At 53.1% G+C, this 18,787-nt stretch carries 7 protein-coding genes; all 7 read left to right on the top strand.

Features of this window, described 5'->3' with window-relative positions:
* Positions 1 to 51 precede the first annotated feature (51 nt).
* Positions 52 to 924, top strand: coding sequence for a hypothetical protein (locus tag IPN95_21880; GenBank protein MBK9452018.1), 873 nt, complete (start codon positions 52 to 54; stop codon positions 922 to 924).
* Entirely contained in the window at positions 896 to 6,676 is a 5,781-nt protein-coding gene (locus IPN95_21875; protein MBK9452017.1) for a hypothetical protein, read from the top strand. Before IPN95_21880 ends, IPN95_21875 begins: the two co-directional genes overlap by 29 nt.
* 27 nt (positions 6,677 to 6,703) lie before the next feature.
* Entirely contained in the window at positions 6,704 to 9,988 is a 3,285-nt protein-coding gene (locus IPN95_21870) for a toxin (protein MBK9452016.1), read from the top strand.
* 777 nt (positions 9,989 to 10,765) lie between these two features.
* A complete protein-coding gene (locus tag IPN95_21865; protein MBK9452015.1) occupies positions 10,766 to 13,657 on the top strand; it encodes a DEAD/DEAH box helicase family protein in 2,892 nt (963 codons plus the stop codon).
* A gap of 129 nt (positions 13,658 to 13,786) precedes the next feature.
* A complete protein-coding gene (locus tag IPN95_21860) occupies positions 13,787 to 16,306 on the top strand; it encodes a DUF4157 domain-containing protein (protein ID MBK9452014.1) in 2,520 nt (839 codons plus the stop codon).
* A complete protein-coding gene (locus IPN95_21855; protein ID MBK9452013.1) occupies positions 16,303 to 17,001 on the top strand; it encodes a hypothetical protein in 699 nt (232 codons plus the stop codon). The genes IPN95_21860 and IPN95_21855 overlap by 4 nt, the downstream gene beginning before the upstream one ends.
* Positions 17,002 to 17,126: 125 nt before the next feature.
* On the top strand, positions 17,127 to 18,787 hold a 1,661-nt coding region (locus IPN95_21850), incomplete at its 3' end, for an AAA family ATPase (GenBank protein ID MBK9452012.1).

Here is an 18,787-nt window from a genome sequence, read left to right as displayed (position 1 = left end):
GACACAGCATTGATTACACCTCATCGTATGTATTTCACCCAATCTTAAAATATGGCAACTTATTCAATTTCAGGAATCGTCGTCAGTGCCAAGCGGCAGCAATCCCTGCCGGGCTTGCGCGTGGAGGCATGGGACAAGGACATGCTCATCGACGACTTGCTGGGCACGGCGACCACCGATGGGCAGGGCCGCTTTACCATGCAGTTTGACAAGACCTATTTCATGGAGCTCTTCCTCGACCGGAAGCCCGACGTGTATTTCAAGGTTTATGTCGGCGACCGCCTCGTGCTCGACTCGGGCGACCGAGTCGTCGTTAATATCTCCACCCATCCCGATCCCTTCCTACTGTCGGTTCCCGAGGAGGCGCTCAGCACCGATACAGCCTCGGGCACGTTTGTGGTGAAGGGAACAGTGCTCACCGCCGCCGGGCAGCCCCTGCGCAATCTGCAGGTCGCGGCTTATGACAAGGGCATCGACGGGCTCAGCCTGCTGTCCAGCACGGCCTCGGCCGCAGACGGGAGCTACCTGCTGCATTACATGCGGAGCAGCCTGCAGGGCAAGACACGCGCCGATCTTTTGGTGCGCGTCTTCACAGATGCCAAGCTCACGCAGGAGATTGCCCGTTCGGAAGTGAAATACGTTGCAGGCGCGACCGAAACGGTGAATTTCAGCATCGCGCAGCAAGACAGCCTGCGCGGCACTGAATATGAGCGCCTGCTCGCCGCTTTGCAGCCCCTGCTCGGCGGCAAGGCACTGGAAGACCTCAAGGAAGACGGTGAGGCCCAAAACATCACCTTCCTGGCCAACAAAAGCGGTTGGGATCCCCGCGCCGTGGCCATGGCGGCTCGCGCTGCCAGCCTGAGTGCAGGGACCCAGATTACCGCCGCCCATTACTATGCCCTCTTCCGGTGGCATTCCCAATGACCCCAACGCCATCCACAACCTGAGCAACAACACAGTCTCGGCGATGGTCACCAAGGCGATGGAGAATGGCCTGATCCCCATGGACAAGTTGCTGCCGCAAACGATCGAATTGCATACCAGCATGAGCACGCATCACGCCTTGGTCAATCCCATGGCTGGGGCCGTTTCCTCACTCGGCGAGATGCTGGACCTGCGCCTCGACAACCAGCAAAAGAACCTCTTCCTCGAGACCTACCAAGCCACCAAGGCCGACCAAAGCAAACTCTGGACCACGCTCGCTGAGAAGGGCATGGACGAGGGGACCATCACCCGCCTGCAAGCGGATGCCAAACTCGGCTTCCTCACCAAACAAAACGTCCCTCTCATACAGCACCTGCAACAGACGCTCGACATCCAGCGGCCCGAGGACCTGGCAAGGGCAGGCCTCTACAAAGCAGATGCTTGGCAACCCCTTGTCGCCGATAGGGTGCCCCAGGGACTCAGCGTCGAGGAATATACCGCCGGATTGGCCTCTCAGATCAATTTGAGCTACCCCACCCTCGTGACCGCCGACATGGTGCGCCGCAAAGAGATCGATGTCGATGGCAACGTGCGTCAGGGCCAAGTGGCTGCCTTCCTGGAAGCCGGCTACCCCAATTTCGAGATCGGGCTACAGCCCGTGAAGAATTGGGATGGCTTTGCCGAATTGGATCAACATACACAGATCGGCGTCAAAAAGGTGGAGCGACTCTACCAGATGTCGCCCTCCAATGCGTCCATGAAAGCCTTGTTTGACGCCAATTTGGATTCGGCCTTCAAAGTGATGCACTATTCGGAAGAGGAATTCCTGAGCGCCCATAGCGACAGCTTCCCGAGCTTGGAAGAAGCGCAAATGGTCTACAACAAATCGGCGCAGATATACAGCACCGCGCTCAACATGACCGCGCAATATTTCTCGCAAAATGTCAATCCATCGGTTTATGCCATCCATGGCAGCAACAATGGCTTGCAGCAAGGCAAGATGGCCCTGGACGCCATCGTTGCACCGCCGACGATGGAAAATCTCTTTGGCAACATCGATTATTGCGCTTGCAGCCACTGCAAATCGGTCTTGAGCCCCGCCGCATACTTGGTCGACCTGCTGCAATTCCTCGACCTTACCGGCAAGACATTTACCCGCACCAATCCCATCGATGAATTGCTCGATCGGCGGCCAGACATCGAGCACATCCTGCTCACCTGTGAAAACACCAATACCGCGATGCCCTATATTGACCTGGTGAATGAGGTGCTGGAATACTACATTGCCAATGGCTCGCTCACGGATTTTGAAGGCTTCAATACCGCCGAGGGCAGCACCACGCCCGATCTTTTGGCCGATCCCGAACATGTCGTGGGGGCCGCTTATACGCCGACCCTCAACAATGTCTATCCGATGAGCCTGCCCTTTGACCGGCCATGGGAAAACCTGCGCTTGATCGCCGAGTCGCTCAATACTTCGCTCGCCGAGGCCCTGCGCATTTTCCAAACGCCACAGGCATCCCATCGCGAGATGCTCTGCCTCAACCAAGTGGAATACAACATCCTGACCGGGAATGCAGGGCGCACCGTGCCGGAATATTATGGTCTCCCCACGAATGCGGATATTGTGGCCCTGAATGCGGCCGTTGGCAATGCGAAGGACTATTGCCGCAATACAGACCTCAGATACGCGGAGTTGGTTGCCATCTTGAAAACCCGCTTCATCAACCCCGGTGTGGACTTGGTGGCGCTCTTGCAGCAGCTCGGCATCTCGATGCAGCAGATCAAGGACTACTATACAGGTGCCTTGACAGGCCCAGCGTTGCTCCTGTTGCTGCCTCCCGATCTGGACCAAGCGCAATACGTGCCCAGCGTGACACAATGGCTCACGACAAACCAGCACAAAATCCTGAACTTGATCACGCTGACCGACCAGCATCCAGAATCGGCTGCCTGCGATTTCGGCAATATGGAATTGCGTTTTGCGGATCCATCCCTGGCTGGTAACCGCCTCGACATGCTCGCTTACGACCGCTTGCACCGCTTCATCCGGCTCTGGCGCAAGCTGGGCTGGAGCCTGGAAATGACCGATGCTGTGATCAATGCCTTCATTCCCACAGCCCCAGACGCCCTGAGCCTTGGGAATATCGACGGCGCCTTCAGCACTTTGCTGGCCCGCATCGCCAATTTCTTGCGCCTCATCGAATTGCAGAAGATTCCCAAAAAGAAGCTCCCAGCCTGGCTCTCTCTCTGGGACAGCACCATTCCAGCCTTGCAACGCACTGAGACGCTCGCCAAGCTCCTGAAAGCGGGCCTCACGGACTTGCAAGAGTTCGTCATCCTCACGGGTTTTGATCCCTTTGCGACCGATATGCAGGATGCAGAGCCGAGCCTCATCCATCTCGTGCGCGCCTGGCAACTGCTCAAGGCGAGCGGCCCCAAGGTCGTGGATGTGGATTACATCCTCCGCAACGCCGATCTCACTGGACAATTGAACTTGAGCACCACCACCTTGCACGGGCAAGCCAAGCTATTGCGCGATGCCCTCACCGCCGTGGAGGCGTCGCTAAGTGTCGCGCCCAACAATCCCGACCTCGCGTATGCGCGCAGCAAGATGGCGCTCGTCTATGACAATGCCGTGGTCACCGACTTCTTTGGTTTGGTGGGTGACAATGCCATCTATACCACGCCCTTTGCCCTGCCGATGGACAGCCTACCGACGGAGCTCACGGATGTGGACCCTCATCTCGGCTACGATGCGTTCAAGGGCCTGCTCACGCATACTGGACAACTGTCGGCTGCGACGCGTGTGGCACTCAATGGTGCTGCCGCGCTCATCGTGGACCCGCTCTGGCAGCCTGCAAACACGGCAGCCTTGGCCGCAGCCCTGCAACTGCTGGAGGACGCGGGTACGGCAGATTTTAATGCCTTGAATGCTGCCTATCCAGAGTTGGGGACGCTTTACAACCTACTGTTGCCAGCGCCAGATGATGCCGGCAAGACGGGTATCATTCTCAACAACATCCTGCCCCAACTCAAGGACAATCTCAAGGACAATGCCTTGCGCATCGCCCTCGTGGCGATCTTAAAATCCGATGAACCCTCGGTCGCGGCGCTTACCAGCAACAAGGATGTCATCCATGCCGGCACCGATGCCAACCGCCCTGTCTTGATCGATTTCCGGGCGATGGAGAACGCTGTCGCAATCAATGCCAATGGCAACTACGACTTCCATGTCGAGGCACCTGCGACCGACGATTACCTCCTCTATCTCAGGGCCCTGGATGGCACCATTGTGAACCTCACGGTCGATGGCGCTGCACCCGTGATCGCCAATCACACGCTCAATGCGCCACAGCCCACCGACAAGGCCGAAGTGCAATCGGTCGGCCTGCTTAGCTGGACGGCAGGCAGCTTTTATCGCCTGCGCATCAGCGTGGCGAACTTGCCGGTAAATGCAGTGGTGACCCTGAGTTGGCGCACCAAAGGCATGGCCAAGACGGCTGTGCCGGCCAACAAGATCTACCGCACAGTGGAATTGGACGCAGCTGAAACCTCTTTGCTGCGCTTGCAAAAGGCTGCGATGCTGCAGGCCATGCTCAAATTCACCGCAAGGGAAATGGGTTACTTTGCTGGCGAGAATGCGGATACGACAGGCATCCTGAATGCATTGCCGACCGGCAACGTATTGGCTGGCAGCCCGCCGCCCAATCTCTGGACCAAGCTTGCCTTGCTCTTGCGCTTCGTGCTGCTCAAGAAGGAAAACGAGCCTGATCCAGATACCTGGGTGCAACTCGTGCAGCACCCGACGCTCACCACGCCACAAGGCCAAGGCATCTTGGTGAACGTGAATGGCTGGACGCAAGCCGACCTCGATCAGGTGCTGCTGCATTTTGGGCTGACCCAAGGGCAATTGTCGAGCTTGAACAATCTCTACAAAGTGCGTGAAGCGATGGCGCTGGTCTTAAAGACGGGCTATGCCGCCGCGGACCTGCGCACATGGTTTGTGGCACAACCCGATGCCGCGCTTATCACGACCATCAAGGGTGTGATGCGCGCCTATCTGGACGATACTGCCTGGCTGGAAACGATGCAGAGCATCAGCGATGCCCTGCGCAACCGCAGCCGCGACGCCATGGTGGCCTACATCCTACACCACGCCGCCCCCTCGCCCGAGATTCAAAATGCCGATCAACTCTACGAGTATTTCCTGATCGACGTGCAGATGGATGCCTGCATGCAGACCTCACGCATCCGCATGGCGCTGAGCAGCGTGCAGCTGTTTGTGATGCGCTGCATGATGAACCTCGAGCCCAATGTCTCGCCCGATTCCATCCGCGCCAAACAATGGGAATGGATGAAGCGCTACCGCGTCTGGGAAGCCAACCGCAAGATCTTCCTTTATCCCGAGAATTGGCTGGAGCCGGAGTTGCGGGACAACAAGTCACCCTTCTTCAGGGAACTGGAGGGCGAATTGCTCAAGAGCGACATTACGGATGAGTTGGCGGAGGATGCCTATTTGCATTACCTCAAAAAGCTGGACGACGTGTCCTACCTTGAGGTGGTGGGCACCTACTTGCAAGAAGATGAGATGGGTGATCAAAACCTGGACGTGCTGCACGTGGTCGGCCGCACCAACGGCAATACGCGGCAATATTATTACCGCCGCTATGACGCAACCGGCTGGACGGCCTGGGAGAAAATATCGCTGCAAATCGAAGGCGATATTGTGATGCCGATCATGTGGAAACGCAAGTTGTACCTGTTTTGGTTGACAGTATTTGTGAAACCGGCCGATGCCGCAGGCGGCAAACCTTATGGCCTTGCCGACGCGGAATGGAAGGACAGCGCCAAGGTGAACGCAGAAATCACACTTTGCTACGGCGATTACTACAAAGGGAAATGGAGCTCGCCTAAATCCTCAGAACTCAGGAGGCCTGTCAAATTTGAGGGGCTACCCTATTTTGATGCGAGCAAGTTGCAACTGTTTGCCAAGACATTTACACCGACGCAACCGGGGGTAAAGCTCTCGCAAAAGCTATTGTTTGACATGTGGTATGCCCCGAATGGACCCGATTCCTATGTTGCCAAAATCACTTTTACGAGCAAGAATGCACCGCCGCAAATCGAGCAGGGGACCTGGGATCTAGATTTGGGATCCAAGGTGGATTTCTTCACGGACCGGATGTTCCGTGATCCTTATGGTGGCAATTACATTAAACACTTCGCTTACGACGCAAACAGCATGAACTGGCCAGAAAAGGCTTTCAAGGTGAATATTGCGCAGCCTTCCAATGCCGCAAAATCGACGGTCGAATATACCTTGACGACCAAACTGGGTAGTCTCTTCCCTGGCTATGCCGTGCGGCCGCTCATGCATCCGACAGCGAATCAATGGAATGCGCCCTTTTTCTACCGCGACGAGCACAGTCAGTTCTTTGTGGAGCCGACGGAGAAGTTGCATCTGGTAAAGGATGAGCCAGGCTACTACTTTCCCGAGATTCCTGACTATTACGTGGAAATCCCTCCAATCATGGAAATTCCATGGTATGAGAAACCCGATTTCGGTGGTCCAGTGATCAATCCGGGTTGGGGAGATGTCATGCAAAACCCGAATATCAACGTGATTTTGCCCAATGAAGGATTCTTCAGCTTCGGCAATGTGCTGTTTGATGGCAACGGGCAGGTGAATATCGGTCAGCAGGTCGGTCTCAACGGCGATTTCGGAAACTTCAATGCCGGCGGTCAATAATCCATTTCCCACAATTATCTCAAGATCATGAAACTTCAAAATAATTTTCATAAGACCAATGCTGCCAACTCGCAGCGTGAAAATGGCATTGCCAAATGGGTTTTGAAAGACAAATCCTACCGCCGCATCGAATACACTTATTCCTTGCATTACCATCCCTATAGCGACGAGCTCATCGAGGCCCTGAACCGCGACGGCCTCTATGCCTTGATGGCGAAGCACCTCGACCCGTCGCTGGTGCTGCCGCTGGAGGACAATCTCTATGATGTCGGGCCAAAGGTGGATCGCCCATTTCCAAGCCACAATATCGACGTGAGCGACTTGGGGCCTTATGCGATCTATAATTGGGAACTGTTTTTCCACGCGCCGTTGGCGATCGCCATCCACCTGAGCAAAAATCAGCGCTTTGCGGATGCACAGAAGTGGTTTCACTTTATTTTTGATCCCACAAGCACCGACCTGAGCGAGCCGCTGCCGCAGCGCTTCTGGAAGTTTCTCCGATTTCGCGAGGAAACCAAGCCCGAATTTCTGGACCAGATGCTGGCATCGCTCCACGATGGCATCAATCCTGCACTGAAGGCGAGAATCGAGTCGAGCATCGCGACTTGGCGCAAGACGCCCTTCAATCCCCATGTCGTGGCGCGCACGCGCTACCTGGCCTACCAGATGAATGTGGTGATGAAGTACATCGACAACCTCATCGCCTGGGGCGACTCGCTGTTTCGGCAAGACACGATCGAGACCTTGAATGAGGCCACGCAATTGTATGTCTTCGCCTCCAACATCCTCGGTCCCAAGCCACAGGCGATCCCGCCGCGCCGCAAGATCATGCCCAAGAGCTACAACGATTTGAAGACTGCTGGCCTCGATGCCTTCAGCAACGCGATTGTCGCGATGGAGAATGAATTTCCCTTCAACATCCAAGGCGGCAGCAATTCCGGCAACAATGGGCAGGGTGCGGTCTTCGGGATCGGTCGCGCATTGTACTTTTGCATTCCCCAAAACGATGTCTTGCTCGCCTATTGGGACCGTGTGGAGGACCGCTTGTTCAAGATTCGGCATTGCATGAACATCGAGGGTGTCGTGCGGCAATTGGCGCTGTTTGATCCGCCAATCGATCCGGGCATGTTGGTGAAGGCCGCCGCTGCAGGGCTGGACATCGGGAGCATCATCAACAACATCAATCAGCCGATCTCTAACATTCGCGGGCCGCAATTGCTGCAGAAGGCGATGGAGATTTGCAACGAGGTGAAGTCGCTGGGGGGCGCATTGCTGAGCGCCATCGAGAAGGGCGAAAACGAGCACCTGGCGGCCTTGCGGCAGCAAAACGAATTGCGCATCCTGAAACTGAGCCGCGACGTGCGCTTTCTGCAATGGAAGGAAGCCGAGGCACAGACCGAGGCCCTGCTGCGTTCGCGGGCGACCGCGTTTGAGCGCTTTGCGCATTACAAGCGCATTCTCGGCGTGAGCCAAACCGACATTGATAAGCTGAAGACCGTGGAACTGCTGCGCAATGCATTGACCGAGGAGACATTCGATGGCGTGTATGCCGAGCTGGTGGACCAATATGCCATCGACATCGCCCCCGAGGCCTACCGCAAAGAAAGCAGCGTGGGCGGATTGATGGAATTTGCGGGGAATGCGGTGGCTTCGCTCGGTGGCAAACTGGGCGAGACTTTGCCCCTCAATAAAAACGAGAATGCCGAGCTCAATATTTTCCTTCCGACGGCCGATACCTTCAGCTTGCTGGGAACGATTTTCAATATTGCGTCTGCGGGCTTGGGGCTAATTCCACAGTTTGATGCCCATGCCACGCCGCTGGGGGTGGGTGTGAAGACTGGCTTTGGCGGGGTTCAGCTTTCCAAATTTGCCAAATACGGGGCCGATGGTGCGGAGATGGTCGCCAAGGCATTCCAAGGCAGTGCCGACCGGGCTTCCAAGATGGCCGGGTACTACCGCCGCGCCGAGGACTACGTGCTGCAAGCAAACCTTGCGGCAAGCGAGCTCAAGCAATTTGGCCGTCAGGTGATTACGTCCCTCTTGCACGAGCAAATCGTGAAGAAGGAATACGAGAATCAATTGGCCCAAATCGAGAACTCCGAGGCGGTACAGGAGTACATGAATGAGAAATTCACCCAAGAGGAACTGTACCTCTGGATGCAGGGTGAATTGTCGCGCATTTTCTTTGACAGCTACAAATTTGCCTTTGACGTCGCCAAGCGCGCCGAGGCGACCATGCAACACGAGTTGATGCGGCCCGAATTTGACGACTTGAACCTGATCAAGTTTGGTTACTGGGATGGCGGCCGGCGCGGATTGCTCTCGGGCGAAACGCTGTACCTGGACCTGAAGCGCTTAGAAATGGCCTATCACGAGCAGAATCGGCGCGAGTATGAGCTCACCAAGCACATTTCGATTGCGCGGCTGGACCCGATGGCCCTGCTCAAGCTCAAGGCGACGGGCAAATGCGAGATTGAGGTGCCGGAGTGGCTCTACGACATGGACAGCCCCGGCCAATACATGCGGCGCATCAAGAGCGTGGCGATATCGATCCCCTGCATTGTCGGGCCTTACACGGGCGTGCATTGCAAGGTATCCTTGCTCAAGAGCAGCATCCGCACGACGGGCAACCTGCAGGACGGCGAATACAAGCGCGCCGAGGATGGCGAGGACATCCGCTTCCGTGACTACACAGGAGCGATCCAGTCCATCATCACGAGCACCGCGCAAAATGACAGTGGGCTTTTTGAGACCAATCTGCGCGACGAGCGCTATTTGCCCTTTGAGGGGGCGGGCGCGATCAGCCGCTGGCGCTTGGAACTGCCCAACGATGTGCCACAATTTGACTTCGAGAGCATCTCGGATGTGATTATGCACGTGCGCTACACGGCCCGCGAGGCCAGCAACCTGCGTCCCAAGGCCAGCGAGTACATCCAGGACGAGATCTTGGCGACCGGCCAACCGGGCCTGCAGCAGCTCTTCACCCTCAACTACGATTTTGGCATGGCCTGGCAGCAGTTCACCACCGCCGCCAACGACGGTGTGCGCGTGCTGAACCTCAAGGTGACCAAGGATCAGTTGCCGTACTGGACCAAGAAAATGACGATGGGAACCGAGCCAGAAGCGATGTTTTGCCGCATCGATTGGACCCAAAACAAGCTCACCGTAGCGCCCGTGAAGATCGCCTTCATCGGCGACGAGGTCAATGGCTGGACGCTCACGATCGACCAAGGGAGCGTTCCGCTCTTTGGTTTCTTGAAGAACAACATGGCGAACCGTGTGTACATGGCCCTGCATTACTGGGCTGATTGATGTCTATGTAAGGATCTGGTATGCCCCACTCGCTCGTGCGGGTGGGGTATATCGTCTTTGAGCGTGCGATTGAGGCGTTTTTGACTAGCTTGGTTATTGGAATTGTACAACCCCGCCATATTTTCTCCCAGTCACTCAACTAGCGATTTAGTCAGGTTTTAGTTCGCTAGCTACTCTGCACCTACAAAACTAGCAGAAAGGTATTTTTCAAGTTGGTTTGGTCGTGGAACAAGGTGGTAGTTTTCGCTACCTTTTGGCAGGGATGCCACCCTCTTCGCTTACAATTCTTAGCAATTGAAGGGTGCGTGATGAAAAGCGCGCCCACCTTTCATGTCCTGAAGTTAGCACCTCCGTGACCGGTCAATAAATTGATTAGCCACCCATTGTAAACAGCCATTGCAGGAGTACCAGGAGGCAGACGACGGTTATTGCATACTCCTCCGCACCTCGGAACCGCGCCCTTTAAGCAGGCTGATGGCTTGGCAGCTCGTAAGACCTTCGCGTACTACTCACCTGAAATCTGGGCTTGGCTCGAAGACCTCCGTATTGCCCGACGACGCAATCTCGATCACTCCGCTGGTGAAGTCGAAATGGTTGGGATCGCGCTTTTACCCTCATGCAGGGGGCGCCCAAATTCAATCATCGTTGGCGGTTTGGGATCTTGTTGGTAGCTTGTCAGGGAAGGTTGCTGGGGGCTGTGGAAATGTCATGTTTGATGTTTGGCAGGGTTTTGCTAAATTTGGTTCATTGAATCAAAACCCTTCGCTACCTTCTACAATGTCACTGATCACCGACTATCACGCCAAATACTATGCTTGGGAACTAGGGAAACGGCATCCGATTGATAGCACGGAGAAGTTTGCCGGGGCTGTGGCCAATGCGCAGGTGGATCTGAATCCGCATCAGGTGGATGCTGCTTTGTTTGCTTTCAAATCTCCTTTGAGCAAGGGTGCGATTTTGGCCGATGAGGTTGGGTTGGGTAAAACGATTGAAGCTGGATTGGTGCTTTCGCAGAAATGGGCGGAGAAAAAGCGGCGCATTTTGATCATTACACCTGCCAACCTTCGGAAACAGTGGAATCAGGAGTTGTTGGAAAAGTTTTTCCTTCCTTCGGTGATCCTGGAATCTAAAAGCTACAAAGGTGCGGTTGCACTTGGAAACAGACGTCCCTTTCTGATCAAGGACGAGATTGTCATTTGTTCGTACCATTTTGCACGGGATAAGGAAGCTGATATCGCTCAAATTCAGTGGGATTTAGTGGTCATTGATGAAGCCCACCGTCTGCGGAATGTCTATAAAAAGGACAACAAGATTGCCAATACCCTCAAAGATGCCCTGAAAGATTCGCCGAAAATTCTGTTGACGGCTACGCCGTTGCAAAATTCGTTGTTGGAGTTGTATGGGTTGGTGAGCATCATCGACGAACATGTGTTTGGGAACCTGAAGAGTTTCAGAGAGCAGTATGGCAACCTGAAACTGGATCAGCCCTTTCACGATCTCAAGCGCAGGCTGCAACCTGTGTGCCATCGGACGTTGCGCAAGCAGGTGATGCAGTACGTGCCTTATACGAAGCGCACGGCCATCGTGGAGAGATTTACACCTGCCGAAAAGGAACAAGAACTTTACAATGAGGTGACGGAATATCTGGCGCGGCCCAATTTGGAGGCCCTGCCAAGTGGACAGCGTTCCTTGATCACGCTAATCCTGAGAAAACTCCTTGCATCCTCGACATTTGCTATAGCAGGTGCTTTGCGTACAATGGCTGATCGCCTGGCAAACACACTCCTTGATCAAGAGAAACGCGGCAACATGATTCAGGCCTTCGAGGCTGATGTCGATGGACTTGTGGAGGCTGAGGAGGAATGGGAAGTAGGGGAAGATGAGACTTCACCTGCACTGAGCGCTATGCAACGCGTTGCGATGCAGGTGGAAAAGGAGGACCTTGAACGCTATCTGGCACTCGCAGAATCCGTCACGAAAAACGCCAAAGGAGAAAAGCTGCTGACTGGACTTGAGAAAGCATTCGAGAAGGCAACCAATTTGGGAGCATCACGCAAGGCAATCATTTTTACTGAATCGCGCAAAACACAGGATTACCTTGTGCGCTTGCTTACGCTTGATGCCTACTCGTCGGGGGAAATCGTGCTGTTCAATGGCACCAACAGTGATCCACGATCGAGGGAAATCTACAATGCTTGGCTTCAGCGTCACAAGGGAACGGATCGCGTCACAGGATCACCCACGGCAGATATGCGGTCTGCCATCGTGGATTATTTCAAAGAGGAAGCCACGATCATGATTGCCACCGAGGCAGGTGCCGAGGGCATCAACTTACAGTTTTGTTCACTCGTGGTAAACTATGACCTCCCATGGAATCCACAGCGGATCGAGCAGCGGATCGGTCGCTGCCACCGCTATGGGCAAGCACATGATGTGGTTGTATTGAACTTTCTCAATACAGAAAATGCCGCCGATGAACGGGTTTACAAGATCTTGGATGAGAAGTTCAAGCTGTTTGAGGGGGTGTTTGGGGCGAGCGACGAAATTCTAGGATCGATTGGGTCGGGGGTAGATTTTGAAAATCGTATCGCTGAAATCTATCGGACTTGTAGGACGACAAGTGCCATCCAAGCACAGTTTGATCTACTGCAAGCCGAATTGCGGGACGAGATCAACGAGGAAATGCGTGAAACACGCACCCGTCTGATTGAAAATTTTGACGAGGAGGTTCGGGAGAAGCTGAAGTCTTTGGACGAGGCTTCGCGCGGGGCATTGAAACAACACGAACGGTTATTGATGACCGTGACGGAACACGTCTTGGCTGGATTCGCGGAGTTTGATCGCGACGGGGGATTCAATCTGCTTGATCTGCCGCTTGGCTTAGCAGATCGGACAGACATTCCGTTGGGGCGGTATGAATTGCCAAGGCGCAGCAAGGAGGCGCATTTGTATCGGCCTGAGCATCCATTGGCGAGGTGGGTACGCGCGGCGGCGACGGAAAGACCATCGCCGGCAGCGACTTTGTTGCTGGACTATGCGGGTTATGAAGGAAATATCGCCGCCATTGAACCTTTGGTAGGCAACAGCGGATGGCTGCTGATGAAAGGGCTCACCGTAGAAGCCATGGAACTCACGGAGGATTATCTGCTGACTGCGGTGATGACCGATTCAGGGGAGGTCTATCCACCCGAGGATGCGGCGCGCCTGTTGAAAGTCAATGGGCAAGTTTTGGCCGATGAACCTGTTGATGCGCAGGCGATAGAGGCCATTCGTCCGCGCCTTGAAGCGGTGCTCTCGCCTCAGGTTGCAGAATTCTTGGAAAAGATTGAAGGTCGGAATTCGAAGTTTTTTGATGCGGAGGTCAACAAACTCGAAAGCTGGGCAGACGACCGCAAAAGCACGTTGGAGGCTGAAATCAGGGAAGTCGATCGACGCATCAAAGAGGCGCGCCGTGCTGCAACGGCTTCGTTGCCTCTGAAGGAAAAGCTCGAAGGGCAAAAGCGTGTGGGCGAACTTGAAAAGGAAAGGAATCGCCTTCGGCGGGAGTTGTTTGCCACGCAGGATCAAATCGATGAAGAGCGTGATGCGCTGATTGCGGATGTGGCGGGGAAATTGGAGCAGCGGGTGGTGCAGGAGGAGTTGTTTTTGATTCGGTGGAGGTTGAGGTAGTATTCCAACAAATCCATCAGGGCGTTCGCCTTCAACATTTGCTTGAAATTCACTAAAAAATGTCATGCGCAATTTGGTTCTTAGTTCTTAATGTCTATATTTGAGTCTCTTAACCACATTCTCTAGCTCATGGAAGGCGACCAAAGGCATCAACGCAGTCAAAGGCATAGCTCAGGTAAAACCGGGCATTTCGAAGAGGACCACGAAATCACGAAGGTGATGACACCTCCCCCGTTTGCATTGACTGCATCGCCGGTCTCTCCTCCCAACGATTCTGGTGCGTCTGACGAATCTGAGGAATTTGCAGAAAATTCGTTTCTAAAGGAACAGGAGTCGGCGTCTGCGCCGCCTGATGAAAGCCCCAATGGACTTCCGAAGGAACTGCGATTGCAAATGGAGGATAGTCTTGGGCATGATTTCTCAACAGTTCAAATCGTCCGAGATTCGCAGGAGGCCTTGGCGAGTGGGGCTGAAGCATTTGCAGCAGGAGATACACTGCATTTTGCGCCAGGATTTTACAATCCTGCAAGTGCGGAAGGCCGTGCGCTGATTGGGCACGAATTGGCGCATATCGTTCAACAGCGCGAGGGCCGCGTACAGGCATCGAGTGAGGTCAACGGCATGCCGCTCAATGATGATCATGGACTCGAGTCTGAGGCAGCAAGCCTTGGGGCGAAGGCGGCAGAAAACAACATCGCCGGAAAAAGCAAAGAGGCTGAGCGCAAAATGGATGGCCTTCAAAAGGCTGGAAATGTGTCTTTGCGGGTTGGTAAGAAAGTCATGCAGCGGAATATCTTTTCCAATGCTTGGGACTGGGGGAAAAAAGCGGTCGCGGGTGTTGCTGACTTTGCTGGCAAAGCCATCGGAGGCGTAGCCAAAGTCGCCAACAAGGCCTTGGGGGCAGTTGGCAATTTTGTTGGAAATGCCGCAAAGACAGTCGCTGGCGCAGCATGGGGTGGCATCAACAATTTGGCTGATCTATTGGGATTTGATTTGCCCGACAATACGACGGAGGCCTTGGTGGCGATCGCAAGTGCGCTGGGCAGTGCCTTGTTTTTCCCATTCAAAGCCCTTATTCCGAAAGCGGTAAGCGGAACCTTGGACATGATTTCCAAGGTTTGGAACTTCTTTGACAAAATCGCCGAAAAAGGTAAGGAGGTCATCGAGGCCATTCGTAGCTGGATGCAAACGAGGATTGACGCTGTAGAAGCAAAAGCCAAGGAGAAGCTGGAAGAACAAGGGGTCCCTGAAAGCCACTGGGATGGCGTAATGTCCTATCTCCAACCGATGTTGGAGTCGATGGCCGCCAATTGGTGGGATGCCATTGTAGAAGGTCTTTGGGAACTGATATGGCCCATCCCGGGCGTTTGGGCCGATATCCAAGGAATTGGCGAACAAATTTTGGTAGCAGGTGGCCATCTATGGCATTTACGGTTCTCGAAATTTGGTGAAGCAATCACACAGGTTTGGGCAAAGCTCAATGCAATTCTTGGACGTTTGATGGGCTGGCTAACAGTTGCCATGGTAGCAGGTGGCGCAATCATCGGCACCCTTGGCGGGCCGCTTGGCACGGCTGGTGGAGCTTGGGCAGGCTTCGAGTTGGCTGGCGCAATCGGACTTGGTGTATTATTAAGCACTGCGGCTTGCGAGTTAACGATCATTGCAACTAGCCGGGCAGGTCTCCATAGCTTGGAAGATGCTGAAACGGATGAAACCAAGGCACTTGAGAACGAATTGTACTATGAAAATATCGCATCCGGTATTTTGACCCTGTCCTTGCTCTTGGTGATGGTGCTGATAGCGGCTGCGGCCGTAAAATTCGCCAAAGCTATCGTAGGCAAGGTCAAGGGAATGTTCAAGCGTCCACCGTTGAAAACGCGTGGTAAGAGGCGGTATCGGCCCAAGAAAGCCAATGAAAACAAAAAGGGCAGGTTGAGGAATAGGGAAAAAGACAAAACGACCGAACCGATAGAAGAAGGACCAAAAACTACTGAGGAGCCCAAGCATGTAGTTGATTATACAAAAACGGGCCTTTCCGCACAGGCGGAAGCAGACTTAACTGCTCTATGTAAACGCCTCAAAATGAAAGGTGAGGACATCCAAAAAATCATTGCGCAATTCAAAAAGCATCCAGGTGGCGAAGACTTATTGAACCGGATTGTGAATGGAAGATACGCTGATTTTGAAGGATTTGATAAAGTGCTTTCTACATTCAAACAAGGACCCAAAGTAGAACCTGACCTCGTCGCAAAAACGGTGCAAACGTTGGACGGTGCAGACGAACTGATCAAACAAGGATACGACGAAATATTTTTCGAGCGATCCACTGACAAGTTTGGCTTTGACGCGGACATTGGCGCCGAACCCAAAATTGGAATTGTCAATACGGAATCCAATTCCATCGTGGTGCAGCTTAAGTTTGTTCAAAACAACAAAGGTGTGGCGTCCAATGTAACAAAAGGATGCAGCCAATTGGTAAATGCTCCCAAAGGGTTTAGAAAATTAGTCGATATTCAAGTGAAGAATGGAAACTACTCTGACTTCATGCTTGAAAACAGAAATGTTGGAATAGAATCGATTCATCAAACCTTTCCAGATACGGAGATAAGAATTAAGTTTGCAGACGGCGGTATATTCCAAATCAAATGATACAGCTCAAACGGTACAACGACGGGAGTGATGGTGTTGGGGAATGGAACTACGAGCTCAATCTTCAAACACCCCTTGAATATTCGCTGCAAGGACTTGAGGAGTGGCGACAAAAAGTAGTTATTGTGGCAGCGGCGTTGTCTGTGCGCAACTTCTTCCAGTTTGAAACTTTGAGGGTTGAGCGTTGGTGCCGAATCGGCAGCAACGCAACTCAGGAATTCATTGCCCTACAACGACTTATTCCGAGTGACTTGCTTCTCAACGCGAATGTGAACGGCGATGGGCAAACGGTCTTTTCTCTTCCCGAAAAGGAAGGACTTTGGTTTCCCGTATTTGCCGTGATGGAAGGGCAAACACATGTCAAATTTCCAGACCATGAAGTCGTCGTCGATGGACTTGCCTCTGTCAGGGTGTTGTGTGCTGGTATTCTTGCATTTACGCTAGTTGTCGATTGCGATGTCTATCTTGACTACGATCTACTTGGCAAAGAGCAGCCTGCACTTGCCGCGTTGAATCATCCCATTTTGGAGGAGGCGATTGGCGGGCTTGCTACGGTACTCGGCGTCGATCCCTACGCAGAAAACACCAAATATGCTGCTGTTACCGACAAAGGTATGCAATCACTTTTTGAAGAAGAGGGCATGGATGAGTTGATCGATGCGCCCGAAAGCTGGATTCGGCGCGCATGGAATTGAATCTATGAAGCAACGGATTTTGCTTCTCCCTCTCCAATACGCCTTCCCATGGGCCTGCAAGTCAACCATTGGATGATTCAACCGAAATTCCAATCGATAATCGTAGACACCACTGAATCAGAAATATGAAAGCAAAACTGATACGTTTTCGGGTTACGAAGTTTAGATCCATTCAGGATTCTGGATGGATCAATGCGAGTGATATCACTTGTTTGGTGGGGACAAATGAGTCCGGCAAAACGAATGTGCTGGTGGCATTGTCAAAGCTGAAGCCAGCAAATGGTGAGCCGATACTGCCTTTGATTGACTATCCAAGGAGTGAATATTCTCGATTTGAGACGGAAGGGCAGCGGCAGATTTTCATCACGGCAGAATTTGAAAGAGCAGGAGACGCCAATGGCTCTACGCGAGTTGTCGTGGAAAGATCTTTTAATGGCAACTATCGAATCAATTCCCATGAGGTCGGTGATTCGCATGAAGGAGTTTCAGGTATCGAAGCGGAGAAATTGGCGATTTGGGCAGAGATACCCTCATTCGTTTATTATTCGGACTACGGCAATCTTGATTCTGAAATATTCTTGCCGGATGCTGTGAAGCATATTTCACAATTGAAAACTGCCAGTTTGACGGAAAGACAACGTGCGAAATCCAGAACGTTGAAAGTGCTCTTTGATTACTTGCTGTTAGATCCGCAGAAGATTCTTGACATGGGAAGGGAGGGAAACCATGCGCAGCAACCGAACCTGATCGAGAGCGACCAAAAGAAAAAGCAGGAGCGCGATATTTTGCTCACTTCGGCTTCGACAAACCTCACCAAGTCGTTCAAGGATTGGTGGAAACAAGGGAACTACCGCTTTCGATTTGCGGCGGATGGCAACTTCTTCCGAATATGGGTTAGCGACAATGTCCGACCGGAGGACATCGAACTTGAAAACCGAAGCAGAGGATTGCAATGGTTTTTCAGTTTCTTCATCGTCTTCTTGGTTGAGAGCAAGGGCATCCACAACAATTGCATCCTCCTCCTTGATGAGCCTGGTCTCACTTTGCACCCTATGGCGCAGTACGACTTGATCAAGTTTTTTGAGTCGTTGTCCCAGACGAACCAATTGCTCTATTCGACGCATTCCCCTTTCATGGTGAATGCGGATCGCATTGGGGATGTGGTCGCGGTGTATGTGGCTGAAAATGGGGAAACCAAGGTTTCTCATGACCTGCGCGAAGGAAACAAGGAGGCTGAAAAGTCAATCTACCCTGTACATACGGCGATCGGCATCACCGTTTCCGATACGTTGTTGTTGGGTTGTACGCCTGTATTGGTGGAAGGGCCTTCTGATCAGGTGTATATGATTGCCGTCAAGAACTTCCTGAGCAAGATTGGCAAATACAGTTATGGAAGAGAGCTGGTTTTCATCCCCACTGGCGGCGTGAAAGGGGTAAATGCCATCAAAAACATCATCACGGGTGTCGATGAAAAGCTGCCCTTCGTGCTGCTGGATGGGGACAAGGCAGGGCTGGACATGGCCAAAAGCCTTCGTGATGGTAGTTATAAGAATGACAAGGACCTCGTGATCACTGCTGATACCGTATCGAGTCTCAAGGACTCTGAATTTGAAGATCTGATGCCGGCTGAGATGCTTGCCAAGTTGTTTTCAAGGGAATATCGAGGCACCAAAACTGCCGATTTTGACGATGGTTACCATGATCCCACAAAGCCAATCGTCGATCAAATGGAAGCTTTCTTAAAGGCAAATGGGCATTCCAAGCCAGAGGGCTGGAAAGTGGAGCT

The sequence above is a fragment of the Bacteroidota bacterium genome (genome assembly GCA_016718825.1).
GTDB lineage: Bacteria > Bacteroidota > Bacteroidia > J057 > JADKCL01 > JADKCL01.
Note: the sequence above shows the minus strand (reverse complement) of the source record. Positions and strands in the feature narration are given on the sequence as shown.